Origin of the sequence: Streptomyces sp. NPDC005302 (genome assembly GCF_040607345.1) — a bacterium.
Lineage (GTDB): Bacteria > Actinomycetota > Actinomycetes > Streptomycetales > Streptomycetaceae > Streptomyces.
Window position 1 is genome coordinate 287,379 of sequence record NZ_JBEXGN010000007.1, and the last position, 20,379, is coordinate 307,757.

Annotated in this window: 17 protein-coding genes; 7 read left to right on the plus strand and 10 right to left on the minus strand. The window is 71.1% G+C overall.

Features of this window, described 5'->3' with window-relative positions; translation table 11 throughout:
• Positions 1–40: 40 nt before the first annotated feature.
• Positions 41–853 carry a carbon-nitrogen family hydrolase gene (locus ABZT74_RS13770; RefSeq protein ID WP_356434784.1) on the minus strand — a complete coding sequence of 271 codons (813 nt, stop codon included), beginning with the start codon at positions 851–853 and terminating at the stop codon, positions 41–43.
• A 381-nt stretch (positions 854–1,234) separates the two neighbouring features.
• Here ABZT74_RS13770 and ABZT74_RS13775 point away from each other — a divergent pair, with 381 nt between their 5' ends.
• The 3 genes from ABZT74_RS13775 to ABZT74_RS13785 all read left to right on the plus strand — a co-directional run bounded on the left by ABZT74_RS13775 (position 1,235) and on the right by ABZT74_RS13785 (position 4,854).
• A complete protein-coding gene (locus ABZT74_RS13775; protein WP_356434787.1) occupies positions 1,235–2,104 on the plus strand; it encodes an arpA protein in 870 nt (289 codons plus the stop codon).
• An 84-nt stretch (positions 2,105–2,188) separates the two neighbouring features.
• Entirely contained in the window at positions 2,189–3,034 is an 846-nt protein-coding gene (locus ABZT74_RS13780) for a class I SAM-dependent methyltransferase (protein ID WP_356175941.1), read from the plus strand.
• Complete coding sequence (locus tag ABZT74_RS13785; protein WP_356175938.1) at positions 3,031–4,854, plus strand: choline/carnitine O-acyltransferase; 1,824 nt, start codon at positions 3,031–3,033, stop codon at positions 4,852–4,854. The genes ABZT74_RS13780 and ABZT74_RS13785 overlap by 4 nt, the downstream gene beginning before the upstream one ends.
• 104 nt (positions 4,855–4,958) lie before the next feature.
• Here the strand turns inward: ABZT74_RS13785 and ABZT74_RS13790 are convergent, their stop codons facing one another.
• From ABZT74_RS13790 to ABZT74_RS13805, 4 genes are all read right to left on the minus strand, one after another.
• The gene (locus tag ABZT74_RS13790; protein WP_356434790.1) at positions 4,959–5,660 is read right to left on the minus strand and encodes a helical backbone metal receptor; all 702 of its coding nucleotides are present in this window, start codon (positions 5,658–5,660) and stop codon (positions 4,959–4,961) included.
• Positions 5,661–5,738: 78 nt separating this feature from the next.
• Positions 5,739–6,320, minus strand: coding sequence for a helix-turn-helix domain-containing protein (locus ABZT74_RS13795; RefSeq protein ID WP_356175933.1), 582 nt, complete (start codon positions 6,318–6,320; stop codon positions 5,739–5,741).
• 667 nt (positions 6,321–6,987) lie between these two features.
• A complete protein-coding gene (locus tag ABZT74_RS13800; protein WP_356434793.1) occupies positions 6,988–9,603 on the minus strand; it encodes an ABC transporter permease/substrate binding protein in 2,616 nt (871 codons plus the stop codon).
• Positions 9,596–10,675 carry a glycine betaine/L-proline ABC transporter ATP-binding protein gene (locus ABZT74_RS13805; protein ID WP_356434796.1) on the minus strand — a complete coding sequence of 360 codons (1,080 nt, stop codon included), beginning with the start codon at positions 10,673–10,675 and terminating at the stop codon, positions 9,596–9,598. Before ABZT74_RS13805 ends, ABZT74_RS13800 begins: the two co-directional genes overlap by 8 nt.
• A 171-nt stretch (positions 10,676–10,846) precedes the next feature.
• Here ABZT74_RS13805 and ABZT74_RS13810 point away from each other — a divergent pair, with 171 nt between their 5' ends.
• From ABZT74_RS13810 to ABZT74_RS13825, 4 genes are all read left to right on the plus strand, one after another.
• Positions 10,847–11,785: a 5'-3' exonuclease gene (locus tag ABZT74_RS13810; protein ID WP_356176017.1), complete on the plus strand. Its 939-nt coding sequence runs from the start codon at positions 10,847–10,849 to the stop codon at positions 11,783–11,785.
• Between the two features lie 100 nt (positions 11,786–11,885).
• Positions 11,886–12,722: a siderophore-interacting protein gene (locus tag ABZT74_RS13815; protein WP_355865755.1), complete on the plus strand. Its 837-nt coding sequence runs from the start codon at positions 11,886–11,888 to the stop codon at positions 12,720–12,722.
• A 491-nt stretch (positions 12,723–13,213) separates the two neighbouring features.
• Positions 13,214–14,764, plus strand: a complete 1,551-nt coding sequence (locus ABZT74_RS13820; protein WP_356434799.1) for an amino acid permease — start codon at positions 13,214–13,216, stop codon at positions 14,762–14,764.
• Positions 14,765–14,768: 4 nt separating this feature from the next.
• Complete coding sequence (locus ABZT74_RS13825) at positions 14,769–15,728, plus strand: RluA family pseudouridine synthase (RefSeq protein ID WP_356434802.1); 960 nt, start codon at positions 14,769–14,771, stop codon at positions 15,726–15,728.
• Here ABZT74_RS13825 and ABZT74_RS13830 read toward each other — a convergent pair.
• The 5 genes from ABZT74_RS13830 to ABZT74_RS13850 all read right to left on the minus strand — a co-directional run bounded on the left by ABZT74_RS13830 (position 15,722) and on the right by ABZT74_RS13850 (position 20,328).
• The gene (locus tag ABZT74_RS13830) at positions 15,722–17,191 is read right to left on the minus strand and encodes a cytochrome P450 (RefSeq protein WP_356434805.1); all 1,470 of its coding nucleotides are present in this window, start codon (positions 17,189–17,191) and stop codon (positions 15,722–15,724) included. The two genes, ABZT74_RS13825 and ABZT74_RS13830, sit on opposite strands and share 7 nt — an antisense overlap.
• 78 nt (positions 17,192–17,269) lie before the next feature.
• Positions 17,270–17,890, minus strand: coding sequence for an ATP/GTP-binding protein (locus tag ABZT74_RS13835; RefSeq protein ID WP_355865743.1), 621 nt, complete (start codon positions 17,888–17,890; stop codon positions 17,270–17,272).
• Positions 17,871–18,335: a DUF742 domain-containing protein gene (locus ABZT74_RS13840; RefSeq protein WP_356175913.1), complete on the minus strand. Its 465-nt coding sequence runs from the start codon at positions 18,333–18,335 to the stop codon at positions 17,871–17,873. The genes ABZT74_RS13835 and ABZT74_RS13840 overlap by 20 nt, the downstream gene beginning before the upstream one ends.
• Positions 18,332–18,739, minus strand: coding sequence for a roadblock/LC7 domain-containing protein (locus ABZT74_RS13845; RefSeq protein WP_266854551.1), 408 nt, complete (start codon positions 18,737–18,739; stop codon positions 18,332–18,334). The genes ABZT74_RS13840 and ABZT74_RS13845 overlap by 4 nt, the downstream gene beginning before the upstream one ends.
• Positions 18,736–20,328, minus strand: coding sequence for an ATP-binding protein (locus tag ABZT74_RS13850; protein WP_356434809.1), 1,593 nt, complete (start codon positions 20,326–20,328; stop codon positions 18,736–18,738). The genes ABZT74_RS13845 and ABZT74_RS13850 overlap by 4 nt, the downstream gene beginning before the upstream one ends.
• Positions 20,329–20,379: the final 51 nt, after the last annotated feature.

A 20,379-nucleotide genomic window follows, 5' to 3' on the forward strand; every position in this document is an offset into this window, starting at 1 on the left:
CGGCCTGCGGCGCCCCGTCGGGTCGGCCTCGCCGGGTTCCTCATCCGCCCGATTCGCCCGCTCCGCCGCCGGCGCGCAGGGGCAGCACCCGGTCGAGCAGGACGGGAAGCTCGGAGCGGATCCGGGCGACCTCCGCCAGGTCGGCGTCCACGGTCAGCACCTCCTCCGCCGTGCCGGCCTCACCCAGGACGGTCCCCCAGGGGTCGGCGACGACGCTGTGTCCGCCCTGCCGCATGCCGCCGTGCTCACCGGTCGCGCAGCAGGCCAGCAAAAAGACCTGATCCTCGAGAGCCCGGGTGCGCGTGAGGAGCCGCCAGTGGCCGAGACGGGCCGCGGGCCAGGCGGCGGGCACCACGACGAGTTCCGCGCCCGCGTCGAGCAGGCCCCGGAAGAGTTCGGGGAAGCGCAGGTCGTAGCAGATGGCGAGGCCGACGACACCGACGTCGGTGCGCACGGTGACGATGTCCTCGCCGGCCCCCATCAAGGTCGCCTCACCGGTGTCGAAGCCGTACCGGTGGATCTTGCGATAGTGGCCGCACAGGTCGCCGTTCCGGTCCAGGAGAAGGGCGGTGTTGTACAGCGTCCCGTCCTTGTCCCGCTCGACGATCGATCCGGCGTGGAGCCACACCCCGGCCCGCCGGGCCGCGGCCGACATCGCCTCGGCGGTCGGGCCGTCCAGGCTCTCGGCCTCGTGCTCCCAGCGGTCGTACGACCACGCCCCAGCCGCCCAGAGCTCGGGCAGGACCACCAGGTCGTCTCCCGTCCGGCCGCGGACCAGCGAAGCCGCCCGGCGCCGGCGCTCCTCGGCGGATTCCGACGAGTCCACGGACAGCTGGATCAGTGAGGCACGCATGGCCGTCACCTCCGGGACCGCGTCGCACGCGGTCCGAGGGAAACCTGTCCCTACGAGCGTAAGGAGCCACAGGCGCTTCTCGCGCGCCGGGCGGACGTCTCCCGCGCACACTCCGCCGCTCCCCCTCGACGTTCGGGCCCGTGCCGAAACCCGCGCAGGCATGCTGGAGCACACACCTGGGCAGTGTGACGTGTCACAGACAACACGGCGTCACTGTGGGAACTTCAAGTCCCCTTCGTGCCGGTCGAGTTGCCCAACGGCGCGCGTGAGGTCCGGCCGACCGCGCGGATCGCTTCGCTCGCCCGCGGGTGCGCAGGACGCGGGACCGCGGGCCGTCGAGGAAACCGACGCGAGCGGCGGCGCGCAGATGGAGAGGATCGCATGCGCTCTTTGGAAGCCCTGACACTCGACCGGGTGGTCGACACCGATCGCTATCCCCTGTCGGAACTCGCGAGTGCCCCGGGACAGGCCGTGGTTTCCCGTGCCCGGCGCGATCTCGCGACGCTCGGCTGCACGGTGCTGCCGGACTTCGTCCGCCCGGCGCTGCGCGATGTGCTGCGGCAGGAGTGCTCGGCCATCGCCCCCCGGGCGCACCACGACGTCGAGACGGTGAACGTCTACAACATCGCGGTGGACTCGTCGCTGCCCGAGGACCATCCGGGCCGGAAGACCTTCGAGCGGGGCAACGCGTTCGTCGCGCGGGACCGCATCCCCGCGGACTCCCTCATCAGCCGGCTCTACTCCGACACGGTGTTCCGGCACTTCATCGCCCGCTGCTTCGAACTGCCGGAGCTGCACGAGCTGGCGGACCCGCTCTCCGGGCTCGTTCTCAACGTCGTCGCGCCGGGCATGGAGCACCCCTGGCACTTCGACACCAACGAGTTCACCGTCAGCATGCTCACCCAGCAGGCGCAGGACGGCGGCGTCTTCGAGTACTGCCCGAACATCCGGACCGCGCGGGACGAGCGTTTCGACGACGTCCGGGACGTGGTGGACGGCCGGGGCGAGCGGCTGACCCGGCGCCTCCCCCTGCGACCGGGTGACCTTCAGCTGTTCAAGGGGCGCTACTCGCTGCACCGTGTGAGCCCGGTGCGCGGCGAGGTCGCGCGCCACTCCGCGATCTTCGCCTACAGCGAGCGCCCCGGCGTCATCGGGAGCGTGGAACGGACGCGGCAGCTCTTCGGCCGGGTGCTGCCCGAGCACCTGGCGGCGGAGGGCCGGGCGGTCCGCGGTGACGGGCTCCTGGACTAGGGCCCGCCGTTCGGGCCGTGCGGCGGGCCGAGCAGCCGCCGTAGGCCGATGTCCCCTGCGCGATCCCACGGAGGAGTAAGCCCTGTGCGTTTCGACGTGACCGGAAAAGTCTCACTCGACCACATCTACGACCAGCCCGATCCGCGTACCTATTTCAGGCTGCTGCGCCCGCTCGACTACAGCGTTCCGCAGCAGGCCAAGCCCTACTTCGCCAAACTCATCACGGAGTACCGGGAGTCCCGGCACGTCGCGGTGCCGAAGGTGCTGGACATCGGCTGCTCGTACGGAGTCAACGCCGCCCTGCTGAAGTACGACGCGACGATGGACGAGCTGTACGCGCGCTACGGCGGCGAGGAGCATGCGGGCGAGAGCCGCGAGGTTCTGCTGGCCCGGGACCGGGAGCTGGCCCGGTCCCGCCGGCCCCCGGACCCGATCCGCTTCGTCGGCCTGGACACCTCCGGCAGCGCGCTGTCCTACGCTCGTGAGGCCGGGTTCCTCGACGACGCGGTGCACGCCGACCTGGAGGAGCACGAGCCCACATCGCGACAGCGCGCCCAGCTCGCGGGCACGGACCTGGTGATCTCGACGGGCTGCGTCGGCTACGTCACCGAGCGGACGCTCACCCGGGTCGTCCGGGCGCAGGGCGCCCGCCGCCCCTGGATGGCGCACTTCGTGCTGCGGATGTTCCCGTTCGACCCCGTCGAACGCGCGTTGGCGGGTCTGGGCTACCGGACCGTCCGCGTCGACGAGGTGTTCAGACAACGGCGGTTCGCCTCCCCGCAGGAGCAGGCGCGCGTGCTCGACAGCATGTCGGCCGCGGGGGTGGATCCAGGTGGCCTGGAAGCGGAAGGCTGGCTGTACGCACAGCTCCACCTTTCCCGGCCGTACGACAACACCGGTACCAACGATCCGAATCGAGAACAGAGTTGAAGACCAGTCAGGATGCCCCGGGCAACGCGACCTTCGCCCAGGAGGACAGCCTCCCGCGCGTCCCGCTGCCTACGCTGGACGCGAGCTGCGAGCGGTTCCTCGCCTGGTGTTCGCCGCTGCTGACCGCCGACGAGCGGACGGCGACCGAGGCGGAGGTCGCCGCCTTCCTCCGGCCCACGGGCCCCGGCCGGGTGCTGCAGGCCGCGCTGGAGGACTACGACGCCACCGAGGGCGTGCACAGCTGGCTCGACACCTTCTGGCCGTACCGGTACCTGGGCCGCCGGGACCGGATCGCGCTCAACGCCAACTTCTTCTTCCTCTTCCAGGACTCCGGCCAGGCGCAGGTGGAACGGGCGGCCGGGCTCGTCGCCGGGGCCCTCGACTACAAGCGGCAGCTCGATCAGGGTCTGATCCCCCCGGTGGTGCAGCGCGGAGCACCTCAGTCGATGGTGCAGAACAAGTTCCTGTTCTCCACCACACGCATCCCCGGCGCGCAGCAGGACACCGTCCGCGCCCCCTACACCGAGCAGTGGCCGGGCCCGTCCGAGGCCCGGCACGTCGTGGTGTTCTTCCGGGGCGGCATGTTCCGGCTGGACGTGCTGGGTCCGGACGGCGTCCCGCACAGCCTGGACGACCTCCAGGCGGGGCTGCGCGCCGTGATGAAGGCCGACCCGGCCGGCGCCGACACCTCGGCGGCCCACCTCACCACCATGGCCCGCGCGGAGTGGGCCGCCGCCCGGGAGTCCCTGCTCGCCTGCCACCCCCGCAACGCCGAGGCCCTCGACGATGTCGAGACCGCGCTGTTCTGCGTCGCCCTGGAGGACTTCGCCCCCGCGGACGTCCAGGACGCCTGTGACCAGTTGCTCTACGGCGACCGCGGCAACCGCTGGTTCGACAAGGCCGTGTCCTTCGTCGTCTTCGCCGACGGACGCGCGGGCATCAACGTCGAGCACTGCGAGTTGGACGGCACCACGATCCTCACCTTCACCGACGCCCTGCTCGACACCCCGGCCGAGGAGCAGTCCCGGCGGTCCGGAGCCCGGTCCCAGGGTCTGCCGGCCCTGGAGCCGATCGTGTTCGAACTGGACGACGCGCTGCGGGACCAGGCACGCTCCGCCGCCGACGCGTTCGCGGCGTACGGGGCGGACACCGCGACCAGCACCCTGTCGTTCCCGGACTTCGGCAGCGGCGCGGCCAAGGCGCTGGGGGTCTCGCCGGACGCGTTCGTCCAGGCCGCCTACCAACTCGCCCACCAGCGCGCCAAGGGACACCTGGGCGCCACCTACGAGTCGATCGCCACCCGGCAGTACCGGCACGGGCGGACCGAGGCGATGCGCGTCGTCACCCCCGAGATGGTGGACTTCGTGGCGGCGATGGAGGACCCGGCAGCGGACGCGGACGCCCGCCGTGCCGCGTTCCGGGCCGCCACCGAGGCCCATGTCGCGCGCGCGAAGGCGTGCCAGGCCGGTCAGGTGCCCGAGCAGCACCTGTGGGAGCTGGAGCTGATCCAGCGCCGGCGGGGGGCCGAGCTGGGGGTGACCGAGCAGCCCGCGCTGTACCGGACGCCGGGCTGGTCGACCATGCGGGACGACTACCTGAGTACGAGCTCCGCGCCGTCCGTCAACATCCAGTACTTCGGCTTCGGATCGACCAGCACCCAGTGCATCGGTATCGCCTATGTGCTGCTGCCCGACCGGTTCAACCTCTACCTGAGCACGCCGTCGGCGGTCGCCGCGCAGATGCGGACGTTCGCCGACCGGCTCCGGGAGGCGATGGACGAGCTCCGGGAGCTGCTGGCGCCCGAGCGGCCCGAGGACTGAGCGGGCCCGCCGCCGGACCGGAACTCCCTGTCGGGGACCAGGGTCCGGCGGCCGGACGGGGTTCGGGACACCGGCGGAGGGCGAAGACCCTCTCGCCGTCCGGATCAGCGGCCGGCCGCCCGCAGCGCCCTGGCAAGCCTCCCCGGCGCCTCGGCCATCGAGGGCCCGTACCAGGTCAGGAGGCGGCCGTCGATCACGGCGCAGGGGGTGCCCGGGAACGACTCGGGTCCGTCGTCGGGAGTGAAGCGGTACGGCTCGTCGGGCAGGACGACCAGGTCGGGGGCCGCGGCCGTCAGTTCGTCGAGCGGGACGCGCGGGTAGCGGTCCTCGTGGGCGGCGTACAGGTTGTCGACGCCGAGTCTCGCGAGCACGTCGCCGGCGAACGTGTCCCGGCCGAGCACCATCCAGGGCCGCCGCCACACCGGCACGACCGCGCTGCGGCGACGCTCGGGCGCGGGCGGCTCGGCCCACGCGGCCTCGGCCGCGTCCAGCCACCGGGGACGACCGCGCGCACCGCAGGCCCGGAGCACCCGGTCGAGTTCGCGCAGGGCACCCGGCACGTCCCGCACCTCGGTCACCAGCACCTCGATGCCGGCCCGGCGCAGAGCCGCCAGGTCGGGCTCCCGGTTCTCCTCCTCGTTGGCGACGACGAGATCGGGCGCCAGCCGTACGACGGCGTCGACGTCGGGGTTCTTGGTGCCGCCGATCCGTTCGACGTCGAGGTTCGCGGGGTGGGTGCACCAGTCGGTGGCGGCCACCAGGACGCCCGGCAGGGACACCGCCACGGCCTCGGTGAGCGAGGGCACGAGCGAGATGACGCGCGGGCTCTTCGGCCGCCTCTCCCCCGCCTCCGGGGCATCGCCCCTCGTCCCCGGTGCCACCGCTCAGCGCCTGCCGAAGCGGTGCCGGTCCTCGACCGCGTCGATGTGGTCGGCGACCTCCACGACGATCACGCGGGTGTCCGCCACGGTGGCGCGCCAGCGGTGCCGGACCCCGCCGGTCAGGTAGAGCGTGTCGCCGCGTCCGAGGCGATGGGCGCGGCCCTCCGCCTCGACCTCGACGGCGCCGTCGCACACGTACATCAACTTGTCGTTGCGGTGCTGGAGTTCGCGTCCCTCGTCGTGGTCGCCGGTGAACTCGGTGGCGTGCAGCTGGTGGTGACCGCGCACCAGGGGGCGCACCTGGGCTTCGGGAGTGAACTCGGCGCCCGCGTCGGCGCGCACGACATCGACGCTGCACGCCGGGTCGGCGGCGGCGAGCAGTTCGGCGGCGGTGGTGTCGAGGGCTCCGGCGACCCTCTCCAGGGAGCTTCTGCTGGGCCGCGCCCGCTCGTTCTCCACCTGGCTGAGAAAGGGAACCGACAGGCCGCTGCGTTCGGCCACGACGGCGAGGGTGAGTCGCAGCGCCCGGCGCCTTCGCCGCACGGCCGCGCCCACGCGAAGCGGTTGATCTTTTTGGTCGCCCATCGCTCCGGCTCCCTCCCTCGTCTCGTCGGTCCGCGAACCGTCCGGTTTCCGGCCCGCTCCTTCTGATGAGTTGTTTGCACCCTACGCATGTTCGGCAAACCGTTTCATGCACCCGTCACATCGCTGTCACATCGAGGGAGTGTGAGGGTTACAGTTCGCGCCAGATCGAGCGCCCCGCCGCCCCTCGGGGCGCCGTACCGGAGCAGAGGGCGAAGGGGCCGGACACCCGGCCGGGGCGCCCCCGACGACGGCCCAGGGGCGTTGCGCGGACCTGAACTCCTCCCGCTCGCCGGGAAGTTGCCGTTGGGCGCCCCGAAGGGAACGGCGAGTCCACGGGCACCTTCCCGCACCGGGCCGGTGCGCGGCGGTCCGTCGGAGCGGGCGGCCGGCGCGCCGGGTCCGCCGGAGGGTCACCGGCGGCCGTGGGCCGGGAGTTCGCCGGACATCACGGGGCCGTCCGTCGCCGCGCGGTTGTCCGGATCCCTCCCGTACGTCAGTACGGCGTCGCGAGACCTGTCGCCCGCATGTGCGGACGCGCGGCGGCCCGGTCGGGCGTCGGGACCACGACGAGGGGTGGCCCCCGCCCCACGGGTCAAAGGACCCGTACGACGAGGACCACCCCTCGGAGTGAACCGTCCACCACCCTTGGGGGTGAACCGCGCGGCGGCTACTGCGGAGTCATCCGCTGCACCATGTCCGGGTGCTCCTTGAGCCACGCGGACACGGCGTCCTCCTCGTGTCCCTGCCCACGCTGCTTGATCTCGCTCTCCAGGCTGCCGAGTTCGGCCTCGCTCATCCTGAAGTTCTTGATCCACTCGGTGAGCTTCGGGTACCGGCCCGGGAACGACTTGCTGGAGATGGTGCGGATCGTGTTGCCCTCGCCGAACAGCTTCTTGTCGTCGGCGAGCTTGGTGAGCTTGTACTCGCTGTAGGCCCAGTGCGGGGACCACAGCACGACCGCGACCGGCTCCTTCTTGGCGTACGCGCGCTTCAGCTCGGCGAGCATCGCGGGCGTCGAGCCGTCGACGACCTTGTACTCCTTGTCGAGGCCGTAGCCCGGAAGGACCTTCTTCTTCAGGAGGTTCATCTCACCGGTACCCGGCTCGATACCGATGATCTTCCCGCCGAAGGTCTTCGACTTGCCCTTGAGGTCGGCGAGGGACTTGACGTCCTTCACGTACGAGGGGACCGCGACCTCCAGGGAGGTCGGCTTGTACCAGGTACCCAGGTCCTTCAGGTCCTTCTTGTGCTGATCCCAGTAGTTGGACTGGGCGTACGGCAGCCAGGCGTCGAAGTTGAGGTCGAGGTCGCCGGAGGCCAGGCCGGTGTAGACCGGGCCGACGTCCATCTGCTTGAGGTTGAGCGTGTAGCCGCGACGGGCCAGCACGTTCTTCCAGAGGTAGGTGACGGCGACGTCCTCGTCCCAGGGGAACCAGGCGACGTCCAGCGCGCGCTCGGCCTCGGCCGGGGCGGCGGCGGAAGCGCTCTTGACCGGGGCCAGCTTGTCGACGACACCGGGGTTCTTCTTCAGCCAGGCACGCACGGCGTCCTGCTGCTTGCCCTTGCCGACCTTGTTGATCTCGGCCTCGAGATCGGTGAGCTGCTTCTCGGTCATCTTGAAGTTCTTCAGCCACTTGCCGACGACCGGGTTGTCCTGCGCGAAGCCCTTGCGGGAAAGCGTGTGCACGCCGTCGCCCTTGCCCCAGGCGCCCTTCGGGTCCTTGAGCTTCTTCAGCTTGTAGTCGCTGTAGGCCCAGTGCGGCGACCAGAGCGTGGCGACGATCGGCTTCTTCGCGGCGTAGTCGCGCTTCAGCTCGGCCAGCATCGCCGGCGTGGAGCTGTCGACGACCTTGTACTCCTTGTCGAGCCCGTACGCCTTGAGCACCTTGCTCTTGAGCAGGCCCATCATTCCGGCGCTGGACTCGATGCCGGTGATCTTGCCGCCGAAGGTGCCGGCCTTGCCCTTGAGGTCCTCCAGGGAGTCGATGCCCTTCATGTAGGCGGGCACCGACAGCTCCAGGGACGTCGGGCCGTACCAGGAGCCCAGGTCGTCGAGCTGCTTGCCGTACTTCTTCCAGTACTCCGCGTGCGTGGTCGGCAGCCAGGAGTCGGTCTCGAAGTCGACGTCGCCCTGGGCGAGCGAGGTGTAGAGCGGGCCGGCGTCGAACTGCTTGACGTCGACCTGGTAGCCGCGCTGCTCCAGGATCTCCTTCCAGAGGAAGGTGGAGGCGACGCCCTCGTCCCAGGGGATGTAGCCGATGGTGACCTTCTTGCCCTGGCCGACGTTCTCGCCGTCGGCCGCGGTGGAGGTCGAACCGCCACCGCCGAAGACACCCATGCCGCCCGCGACCAGGGCGAGGACGACGACACCCGCCATGGCCACGACGGGACGCGGGCGGTACGACCAGATCTTCAGGCCCTGTGCGGCGCGCAGCTTGGCGGCGGCGCGGCGGCCGAGCGGGGAGACCTGGGTGCCCAGCGCGCTGGTCATGCGGTCGAGGTAGATGGCGAGGATCACGATGGCGACGCCGGCTTCGGAGCCGAGACCGACGTTCAGCTGGCCGATGGCCTCGTTGACGTCGCCGCCGAGGCCGCCGGTGCCGACCATGCCCGCGATGGCGGCCATGGACAGGCCCAGCATGATGACCTGGTTGACGCCCGCCATGACGGTGGGCAGCGCCAGCGGAAGCTGGATGCGCAGCAGGGTGTTGCGGGGGGTGGTGCCGAACGCGTCGGCGGCCTCAACCAGTTCCTTGTCGACCTGCCGGATGCCCAGCTCGGTCATGCGGACACCGGGGGCCAGCGCGAAGATCAGGGTGGCGACGATGCCCGCGGGGGCGCCGGTGCCGAAGAACAGGATCGCCGGGATGAGGTAGATCATCGCGGGCAGCGTCTGCATGAAGTCGAGGACCGGCCGGACGATGCCGCTGACCCGGTCGGAGCGGGCCGCCCAGATGCCGACGGGCACTGAGACGACGAGCGCGATGAGCGTCGCGACGAGGACCAGCGAGAGGGTCACCATCGCGTCCTCCCACAGTTCGAGGGAGTCGATGAAGGCGAAGCCCACGAAGGTGAGGACACCGGCCGAGGTGCCGCGCAGCCAGAAGGCGATGACGGCGAAGATGCCGGCGAGGAGGAGCGGCTGGGGCGCTTGGAGGACGGCGTCGATGCCGTCGTAGGTGCCCGAGAAGACGGTCTTGAGGAAGTCGAAGAGCCACGACATGTGGTTCAGCAGCCAGTCGACCGCGTCGTTGACCCAGTCGCCGAAGGGGATCCTAGGCACCGGCCTTCACCTCCTCGTTCCGCGGGCTGGGACACGCCTCGGGCGTGCCCTGCTCGTCCCCGAGGAAGCCGACGAGGCGCTGCCGGGGGACGACCCCGACGAGGGTGTGCTGCTTGTCGACGACCGCGACCGGGTGGGTGAGACGGGCGCTGATCGCGCAGAGGTCCACGAAGGAGGTGTCCGGCGTGGCGGTCTCGCACGCGCAGTCGGCCTCGTCGCCGCGTATCGCGGTGTCCATGACGGCGCCCGCGGTGAGCACACGCGAGCGGTCGACGTCCTGGGTGAAGGAGGTGACGTAGTCGTCGGCGGGCCGGACGAGGATGTCCTCGGCGCTGCCTATCTGGACGATGCGGCCGTCGCGCATGACGGCGATCCGGTCGCCGAGGCGCATGGCCTCGTTGAGGTCGTGGGTGATGAAGACGATGGTCTTCTTCAGCTTCTTCTGGAGTTCGATCAGCTGGTCCTGCATGTCGCGGCGGATCAGCGGGTCGAGGGCGCTGAACGACTCGTCCATGAGGAGCAGGTCGGCGTCCGTGGCGAGCGCGCGGGCGAGACCCACGCGCTGCTGCATGCCTCCGGACAGTTCGTCGGGCCAGGACTTCTCCCAGCCGGCGAGGCCGGCCAGTTCGAGGGCCTTGGTCGCCCGTTCCTTGCGTTCGGCCGCGGGGACGCCCTGGACCTCCAGGCCGTAGGCGGCGTTCTCCAGCACGCTGCGGTGCGGGAACAGCGCGAAGTGCTGGAAGACCATGCTGATCTTGCGGGAGCGGACCTCGCGCAGGTCGCGGGCGCTCAGGCCGGTCAGGTCCTGTCCGTCGAAGCGCACATGTCCGGCGGTGGGCTCCAGCAGTCCGTTGAGCATGCGCAGCAGCGTGGACTTACCGGATCCGGACAGGCCCATGACGACGAAGATCTGGCCCGGCTCGACGGTGAAGGACGCGTCGATCACGGCGGCGGTGGTGCCGTCCGCGCGCAGTTCCTCACGGTCGACTCCGTCACGGAGCCGCTCCACGGCCGCTTCTGGTCGTCTGCCGAACACCTTGAACAGATGGTCGGCCTCAAGCCTGGATGACACGTGGTGCCTCTCGGTCGGACAGGGGAACGGGATGAACGAACGCCTACGACGTTCCCGACAACTGGTGACGGTTGAATGCACAACCGAGTTCGCTCAGAGGCGGCGCCTGCCCACGCTTACACAAAGCAAACACGGGAGTGGTCCAGGTCACTGTCAGTGGCGTACGGCATGATGCGGTTCGTGACCCAGCAGACTCGACGACTCATGCTCCTCGACACCGCCTCGCTGTACTTCCGCGCCTATTTCGGCGTGCCGGAATCCGTGCGGGCCCCGGACGGCACACCGGTGAACGCCGTGCGCGGGCTGCTGGAGTTCATCGACCGCCTGGTCAAGGACCACCATCCCGACGACCTGGTGGCCTGCATGGACGCGGACTGGCGTCCGCAGTGGCGCGTCGACCTGATCCCGTCGTACAAGGCGCACCGGGTGGCGGTCGAGACCGAGACGGGCCCGGACGAGGAAGAGGTGCCGGACACCCTCTCCCCGCAGGTGCCCGTCATCGAGGACGTGCTGGACGCGCTGGGCATCGCCCGCGTCGGGGTCGCGGGGTACGAGGCGGACGACGTGATCGGCACCTTCACCGGCCGCGCCACCGGCCCGGTCGACATCGTCACCGGCGACCGCGACCTCTACCAGCTCGTCGACGACGCCCGGGGGGTGCGCGTCCTGTATCCCCTCAAGGGCGTCGGCACCCTCCAGCTGACGGACGAGGCCTGGCTGCGCGAGAAGTACGGCGTGGACGGCCCGGGGTACGCGGATCTGGCGACGCTGCGCGGCGACCCGAGCGACGGACTGCCGGGAGTGCCCGGGATCGGGGAGAAGACGGCGGCCAAGCTGCTCGCCGAGTTCGGGGACCTGGCCGCGATCATGGCCGCGGTCGACGACCCGAAGGCGAAGCTGACTCCTTCGCAGCGCAAACGCCTCGCCGAGGCGCGGCCCTACGTCGCCGTGGCTCCCACCGTGGTCCAGGTCGCCGGCGACGTCCCGCTGCCCGAGGTGGACACGACCCTGCCGCGCACCCCGCGCGACCCCGCCGCGCTGGACGAACTCGCGGCGCGCTGGGGTCTCGGTGGATCCCTGCACCGACTCCTCGCCACACTGGGGACATAGCAGAACCCTTCCGGCATAACTGGTGGCGCCCGCGCATAGGTGGCACCAAGGAAGGAGTGCTAACTTAGGTAAGCCTAACTATGTTGACCAGGAGGCAGTCATGGCAGAGCGCCCGGAACGCAAGCCCAGGAAGCCGCACTCCGCGACGGTCGTCCGCACCGAGCGGCTGACCGCGCACATGCGGCGGGTCGTGCTGGGCGGCGAGGGCCTCGCCGATTTCGCCACGGGCACCAGCACGGACCATTACGTGAAGCTGCTGTTCGGCGCCGAGGGCGTGACCTACCCGGAGCCCTTCGACCTGCAGCGCATCCGCGAGGAGTTCCCGCGCGAGCAGTGGCCCGTGACGCGCACGTACACCGTGCGCGCCTGGGACCCCGAAGTGCGCGAGCTGACCCTGGACTTCGTGGTGCACGGCGACGAAGGACTCGCCGGACCCTGGGCGTTGAAGGTCCAGCCGGGCGAAGTCGTCCGTTTCATGGGCCCCGGCGGCGCCTACGCCCCGGACACCGACGCCGACTGGCATCTGCTCGCGGGTGACGAGAGCGCGCTGCCGGCCATCGCCGCCGCCCTGGAGTCACTGCCCGACGGCTCCGTCGTCCGCGCCTTCGTCGAGGTCTCGGGCCCGGAGGAGGAGCAGAAGATCGACTCCGACGCGGAGGTCGTCTGGCTGCACCGCGGGGACCGGCCGGTCGGCAGGGCCCTGGTGGAGGCCGTGCGCGGCCTGGAGTTCCCGCCGGGCCGGGTGCACGCCTTCGTCCACGGCGAGGCGGGCTTCGTCAAGGAACTGCGCAAGCTGCTGCGCGTCGAACGTGAGATCCCGCGCGACGACCTGTCCATCTCCGGCTACTGGCGCCTCGGCCACAACGAGGACGGCTGGCAGGCGTCGAAGCGGGAGTGGAACGCGCAGGTGGAGGCGGAGCAGGAGACGTCGGCCTGACACCACCACCCCGGCAGCACCAGGAGGCGGCGACCGCGAAGCGGGCCGCCTCCTGTCGTACGCACAGGTCCGGGCGGACGCCCGTGACCCCGCGGAGCGCTGCGGGTCGGCGCCCGCCCGCGGCCGGTCGACGCCCCGTCATACCGTGATCCCGGCCGCGAGCCGCACCCGTCCCCGCACGGGCACGTGAGGCGCGCCCCGCGTTGTCACGCGCACCCGGCAGAACCGGTGCCGTCGGCGCGCCCCGTGAAAACCGCGCACCCGGTGAGGTCACCACACCCCCGTCACACGCAGGCGTTGGTGTCCCGCCGGGTCCCGGTCCGCGCCGGGGAGGGGCGGCGGGAGCACCCGACTCCACACCCTCCGCGGGCCCGTGAGGACTTCGGCCCGCCGCCGACACGGCCGCGTCACGCGAGCGAAACAGGGCCTCCCTAATTTCTGTCACCCGACAGGAATCCCTTTCGCCCTTCGCGCCGAAGGCAGGTGCCGCCGTGACCACCACCGCTCCCTCCGACGTACGCCCCGACCCGCCGCAGTCCCCCGACGACCGCTCCCTGACCGCGTTCGGCTACCGCCAGGAGCTGCACCGCAGCCTCGGCCGGTACGCCTCGTTCGCCGCCGGCTTCTCCTTCATCTCCGTCCTCACGACCGTCTTCCAGTTCTTCGCGTTCGGCTACGCCTTCGGCGGTCCCGTCTTCTTCTGGACCTGGCCGGCCGTCCTGACCGGCCAGCTCGCGGTCGCTGCCTGCTTCGCCGAACTGGCCGCGCGCTACCCGATCTCCGGCGCGATCTACCAGTGGTCCTCGCGCCTGTCGAACCTCTCCTTCGGCTGGTTCGCGGGCTGGATCATGGTGATCGGACAGGTGGTGGTGGTCGCCGCCGCCGCGCTCGCGCTGCAGATGGTGCTGCCCGCGATCTGGTCCGGCTTTCAGCTCGTGGGCGACGATCCCGCCCCGACCAGTCCCGACGGCGCGGCCAACGCGGCCGTGCTCGGTGTCGCCCTGCTCGTCCTCACCACGCTGGTCAACGTCCTCGACAACCGGGTGATGTCCGTGATCAACCGGATCGGCGTCACCGCCGAGATCATCGGTGCCGTCCTGATCGTCGTGCTGCTGCTCACCCACTCCGAGCGCTCCCCCGGCATCACCTTCCACACCGGCGCGGGCGGGTCGGGTCTGCTCGGGGCGCTGATGGTGGGCTCGTTCATGGCCGCGTACGTGATGATCGGCTTCGACAGCGCGGGCGAGATGAGCGAGGAGACGCACAACCCCCGCCGCACCGCGCCCCGTACGATCCTCACCGCCCTCGGCGCGGCCGGTCTGCTCGGTGGCCTGATCGTGCTCGGCGGGCTGCTCGCCGCCCCGAGCCTCACCGACGGCCGTCTCGGTGTCGACGGTCTGAGCTACGTCCTGACGAGCAGCCTGGGCGACGGCGTGGGCCGCGCGCTGCTCGCCGACGTGGTGGTGGCCGTCGCGGTGGCCACCCTCGCGATCCAGACCGCAGCCTGCCGCATGCTCTTCTCGATGGCGCGCGACCGGCAGCTCCCCTTCTCGGGACGGCTCGCGAAGGTCAACCCGCGCACCGGCATGCCGAGCGCCCCCGCCCTGGTCGTCGGCGTCCTCGCGGCCGCGCTGCTCCTTCTGAACTTCGCCTCACCGGACGCGTTCCTCGCCATCGGCACCACCTGCATCGTGATGCTCTATCTCGCGTACGCCATGGTCACCGGTCCCCTGCTGGTGCGCAGGCTGCGGGGGCAGTTCACCGCCGACGGCACCGACGAGACGGGCGCCCCGCTCTTCTCGCTCGGCCGCTGGGGTGTTCCGGTCAACGCGCTCGCCCTCGTCTACGGCCTCTTCATGACCGTCAACCTCGCGTGGCCGCGCGCCACGGTGTACGACCCGGCGGGCGGGCACTGGTACTTCCGGTGGTTCACCCTGCTCTTCCTCGGAATCACCCTGGTCGCGGGCGTGGCGTACCGCGTCCGCCGGACGCGGGCGGCGGCTCCGGAGGCGGCCGCCGCGGTCCCGGCCTCGTACGCTTGACCAGGTGAGACGCAAGCCCCGGATCCCGCCCTCTCCCCTCCCGCAGCGCCACGGGGTCGACCCCGTGCGGATCAGGCTGCCGTGGGAGGGGAGCTGGGCCACTGTGCGGGAACACTTGGTGGACCGGCTCGCGGCCGGGGACGGGGTCGTCGACGCGATGCTCGGCGAGGGGCTGTTCGTCGGCGAGGACGGACGGCCGCTGACGGCCGCGACGGCCTATGTGCCGGGGATGTTCGTGTGGTTCCACCGGGAGCTGCCGGACGAGGAGCGGGTGCCGTTCCCGCTGGAGGTGGTGTACCGCGACGAGCACATCGTGGTCGCCGACAAGCCGCACTTCCTCGCCACCACCCCGCGCGGCAGCCATGTGGCCGAGACGGCCCTCGCACGGCTGCGCCGGGAGCTGGACCTGCCGGAGCTGGGGGCGGCCCACCGTCTGGACCGGCTGACCGCCGGTCTGGTGCTGTTCACGGTCCGGCCCGGGGAACGGGGCGCATACCAGTCGCTGTTCCGTGACCGGCTGATCGCCAAGGAGTACGAGGCCGTGGCTCCGTGCGATCCCGGTCTCGTCCTCCCCCGCACGGTGCGCAGCCGCATCCTCAAGGAGCGCGGAGTGATGGCCGCCCGCGAGGTGGCGGGCGAGCCGAACGCGGTCACCCGGGTGGAGCTGACGGAGCACCGGCGCGGACTCGGTCGCTACCGACTGACGCCGAGCACCGGGCAGACCCACCAACTCCGCGTCCACATGACGGCGTTGGGCGTGCCGCTGCTCGGCGATCCGCTCTACCCGGAGGTGACCGGGCCGGTGCCGGCCGGTGACTTCAGGCGCCCGCTGCAACTGCTGGCGCGAGAGCTGGAGTTCACCGATCCGGTCACCGGACGGGCCCATCGGTTCGTCAGTGGACGGGAGTTGGAGGCGTGGGCCGCGTACGACGCCTGGTCGGCGGGCCCGGCCGGGGATCAGTAGCCGCGCCACCAGCGCACGAGACGCTGCCAGGCGCCGAGCCGGTGGGCGGGCTCGGATGCCGGGGCCGGCTGCGCGGGCGCCGGGTGCGGCGCGGACGCGGCCGGCGCCGCGGTCCCGCCGGTGACCTGCCAGCCGGGCCGCTGGACGGGCAGCGCGCGGACCGAGGGCCGCTGCATGACATCCTGCGGCGGCCTGGGCTGGAAGCGAACGGGCAGGTCCACGAGGTGACGTGACGACATGGACCCCCGCCAGCGCAGGTCGCTCTCGGGGCAGTCGAGTTCGACGTCCGGCAGCCGCAGCAGCAGCGCGTCGACGCCGACGTCGGCGATGGCGCGGCCGATGTCCTGGCCGGGGCACTCGTGGGGTCCGCCGCCGAAAGCGAGGTGGGAGCGGTTGCCCTGCATGTTGGCGGCCAGGTCGGGCCGGACCCGGGGGTCGATGTTGCCCGGCGCGATCCCGAAGAGGAGTCCGTCGCCCTTACGGATGCGCCGGCCTCCCAGCTCCGTCTCCTGCTTCGCGAAGTAGCCGAGGACGGCGCTGAACGGCGGCTCGTTCCACAGGGACTGCTCGACCGCCTCGGGCACCGTCATCTGCCCGCCGTTGAGCTGGGCGCGGAAGCGCGGGTCGGTGAGGACCATGCGCAGCACGTTGGCGATCAGGTTGGCGGTGGCCTCGTAGGCGGCGAGGAGGACGAGCCGCAGGTGCTGGGCGACCTCGTCGTCGGTGAGGCCGGCCGGGTGGTTGATGAGGTGGCTGGTGAAGTCGTCCTCGGGCTCGGCGCGGCGCCGCAGGGTGTGCTGGGTCAGCAGGCCCATGACGTACTCGTTGCTGGCGATGGCGGTGTCGGTGCCCTTGAGCAGGTCACGGGTGGCCTGCACCATGCGGTCGTTGTAGTCCTCGGGCATCCCGATGATCTCGCAGAGCACGGACATCGGCAGGTGCTCGGCGAACTGTCCGACCAGGTCGGCCTCACCGAGTTCGCAGAACTCGTTGACCAGGCGCTGGGTGGCGCGGTTGATGTAGCGGCGCAGGCTGCGGAAGTCGATGGTCGACATGGCGCCCGTGACCGCTCCGCGCAGCCGCAGGTGTTCATCGCCCTCGGCGTGGGAGCAGATGGGCTGCCAGGCGATGTGGGGGGCCAGCGGGTGGTCGTCGCCCGCGGTGCCGTCCTGGACGGCGGTCCACAGCCGGCTGTCGCGGGCGAAGTGCGAGGGCGTACTGACCATGTGCAGGTTCTCGCCGTGCCCGAGGACGACCCAGATCGGCACGTCGTTGTGGAGCAGCACGGGGGCGACGGCGCCGTGTTCGGCGCGGAGTTTCTCGTACAGGGCACCCAGGTCCTCCGCCTCGGGGCCGTAGAGGCGGCGCAGGCCGCCGGGGCCGGTGCCGTGGGCGGGGCAGCCGGGCGGCGGTCCGAGTGTGGGGTCCTGGGTGTCGGTCGGGGAGTGGGATTCAGGCGTCACGATGATCGCTCCGAAGCTGAAATGAGAGCTTGTGAAGGGGAGTTGTCGTGCGGGTGCGGGTGCCGTCGCCGTGCGGTCTCAGGCGGGCGACGAGGTCATCGCCAGCGAGTGCAGGAACCGCATCAGCGTCATCAGGGTGTCCCGGCTCGACGCTCTGCGCCGGGCGTCGCACTTCACGATCGGGATCTCGTCGGACAGGTCGAGCGCGGCCCGCAGCTCCTCGACGGGGTACCGCGGCGCGTCGGGGAAGTCGTTCATGGCCACGACGAAGGGCACACCGCGTTCCTCCAGGCGGCCGATGACGTCGAAGCTGACCTCCAGCCGACGGGTGTCGATCAGCACCACGGCGCCGAGGGCTCCCTCGAACAGGCCGTTCCACAGGAACCAGAAGCGTTCCTGGCCGGGGGTGCCGAACAGATAGAGCACCAGCTGGTCCGTGATGGAGATCCGGCCGAAGTCCATGGCCACCGTGGTCGCGGTCTTGGTCTCGGACCCGTAGTTGTCGTCGATTCCGATGCCGGCCTGCGTCATGGTCTCCTCGGTCGTCAGCGGCTTGATCTCGCTGACGGAGCCCACCATGGTCGTCTTGCCGACTCCGAAGCCGCCCACGATCACGATCTTGACCGCCGCCTGCGTGGTGTGCGGGAGGTGGTCCTCGGCGCGAGGGCCCGTGATGGTGTCAGAGCTTTTGAAGTCCATGCATCACCGCTTCGAGGAGGGAACGGTCGGGGAGCGCCTGACGGACGATCGGGGCGCGCGCCTTCACCAGTTCGGCCGCCAGCAGCTCGGTGAGCAGGACGGTCACCACGCTGAACGGCAGGTTGAGATAGGCCGAGAGCTCGGCCACGGACAGGGGTGCCCTGCACAGCCTCAGCAGGGCGGACTGCTCCGGCTGGACGGCGGGCGGCGGTGACTCGGCGCGCGCCACGACGAGGGTGACGAGGTCGAGTTCGGCCCGGTCGCCGCTCTCGCCGCCGCCCGTGAGCACGTAGAGGCGCTCCGGGTTCTTCGGTTTGCCCTCACCCTCCTCCCCTTCGGGGCCTTCCCCCTCGGGGCCTTCCGGGCCCGCGAGGGGGACGTCCGTCGTGACGGGTTCGGGGGGCCCTTCCTCGGGTTGGCGCCGCCGGCGTTGCGGAGGAGTCATACGGTCTGCCCGTTGCGCCGCGGCGGGCTCGTCAGATGGGCGCCGATACGGACGACGAGGTCGCGCATGCGGTTGCTCATCAGTCCCGGTTCCGCGGTCTGGTTGGCGAGCACCGCGAGGTAGGCGTTGGGGCCCGCCGACATCAGGTAGAAGTAGCCGCCGTTGATCTCGATGATCACCATGCGCATCCGGCCGTCGCTGTTGGGGATCTCGCCCGCGACGGCTCCGGCGAGGCTCTGCAGGCCGGCGCAGGCCGCGGCGACCCGGTCCGCGGCGTCCGGGTCGCCGCCGTAGCGGGCGATGCGCAGTCCGTCGGCGGAGAGCACGACGATCTGCTGGATGCCCGGCACCCCGTCGGCGAGATCCTTGAGCATCCAGTCGAAGTTGGCTCGCTGCTGGATCACTTGAGGTCCCCCTCGTCGTCGCCCTCGGCAGAGGCCGGCTGGTTGTCCGTGCTGAATGCGGTCGGGTCCGGATCGCCCTTGAGGCCGTTCATGAACGCCTCGACCCACAGGCCGGGTTCCGGCTCGTCCTTCTCCGGTTCGGGCGCGGGCGCCCACGAGGGGCCGGTGCCGGCGGCCTCCGCGGCCTCCAGGGCCCGTGCCTCGGCGATCCGCTGGCTGAGGGGCACCTTGACCCGGCTGCGGCGCTGCGGCAGGCCGTTCGGCGCCCACTCGGTGACGACCGGGACGTCGTCCTCGCGGGGATCGCGCGGGTCACCGCTCGACGAGGGGACGCGGGGTCCGGTGGTGGGGCGGCGCTTCTTGGGCTTGCGGGCGGGAGCCTCGACCCCGCCGTTGTCGATGCCCGTCACCGAGGTGGCTCCGATGCCGTGGGCGAGACCGGGTGCGAAGTCGGTGGTGAGCATGTCGCGCGGGGCGACGAGGACGGCGCGGACGCCGCCGTACGCGGACTGCCGCAGCGAGATCTGCATGCTGTACATCTGCGCGAGTCGGCCGACGACCGCCATGCCGAGCCGGGGTGCCTGGCCCATGACGTTCGGGTCGACGCCCGCGGCCGCCAGCCGGAGGAGCTCCTCGATCTTGCCGCGGGACTCGTCGCTGAGGCTGACGCCGCCGTCCTCGATCTCGATGGCGACGCCGGTCTGCACCTCGATGGCGGTGACGTGCACCTTGGTGTGCGGCGGCGAGTAGCGGGTGGCGTTGTCGAGGAGTTCGGCCAGCGCGTGGATGAGCGGTTCGACGGAGACGCCCGTGACGGCGACGTCGACGATGTTGTGCAGCTCGATGCGCCGGTACTCCAGGATGCGCGACATCGCGCCGCGCAGCACGCTGAACAGCGGTACGGGTTCGGGCCACTGGCGCCCGGGGCGGCCGCCGCCGAGCACGGCGATGGAGTCGGCGAGCCGGCCGATCAGCGCGGTGCCGTGGTCGATGCGCAGCAGGTCGTCGAAGACCTCGGGGTTGCGCCCGTGGTCCTCCTCCATCTCGCGGAGTTCGTTGTTCTGCTGGTGGACGATGGCCTGCACGCGCCGGGCGATGTTGACGAAGGAGCGCTGCGCGGCATCGCGCATCGACTCCTCGGTGTCCACGATCTTGAGCAGCTTCTTCAGCAAGTCCTTCTGGGACTGGGGAAGTTCGCGAAGGCCGGGTTCGTCGCGGCCCAGCGTGCGCACGACCTCCGAGGGGGAGTCTCCGCCGTGCAGCCGGTCGAGCGCGAGCGGGACGATCTCCTCGGTGAAGTGCACGATCTCCTGGTCGTGCGCGGCGATGCGCTGTTCCAGGTTCGCGGTGCGGCGTGCGAAGTCGGCCCGCAGCTCCCGGGCGACCCGGCCGCGGCGGACGGTCTCGCCGCCGATCGCGATGACCAGCAGGGTGGCGAAGCCGCCGCACAGGGCGACCGCGGACCGGGCCGGCTCCGTCACCAGGGCGACTGCGGCGCCGGTGGCCACGGCCATCAGTATCGCGGGCAGCAACAGCACTCGCGCGTAAGGAAGTTCACGGCCACCGGGAGGCGATTGAACACTCACCATGTATGCCCTCTGAGACAGGTCGGCTGGGGGGTGGGGGACGTTTGTGGGGGA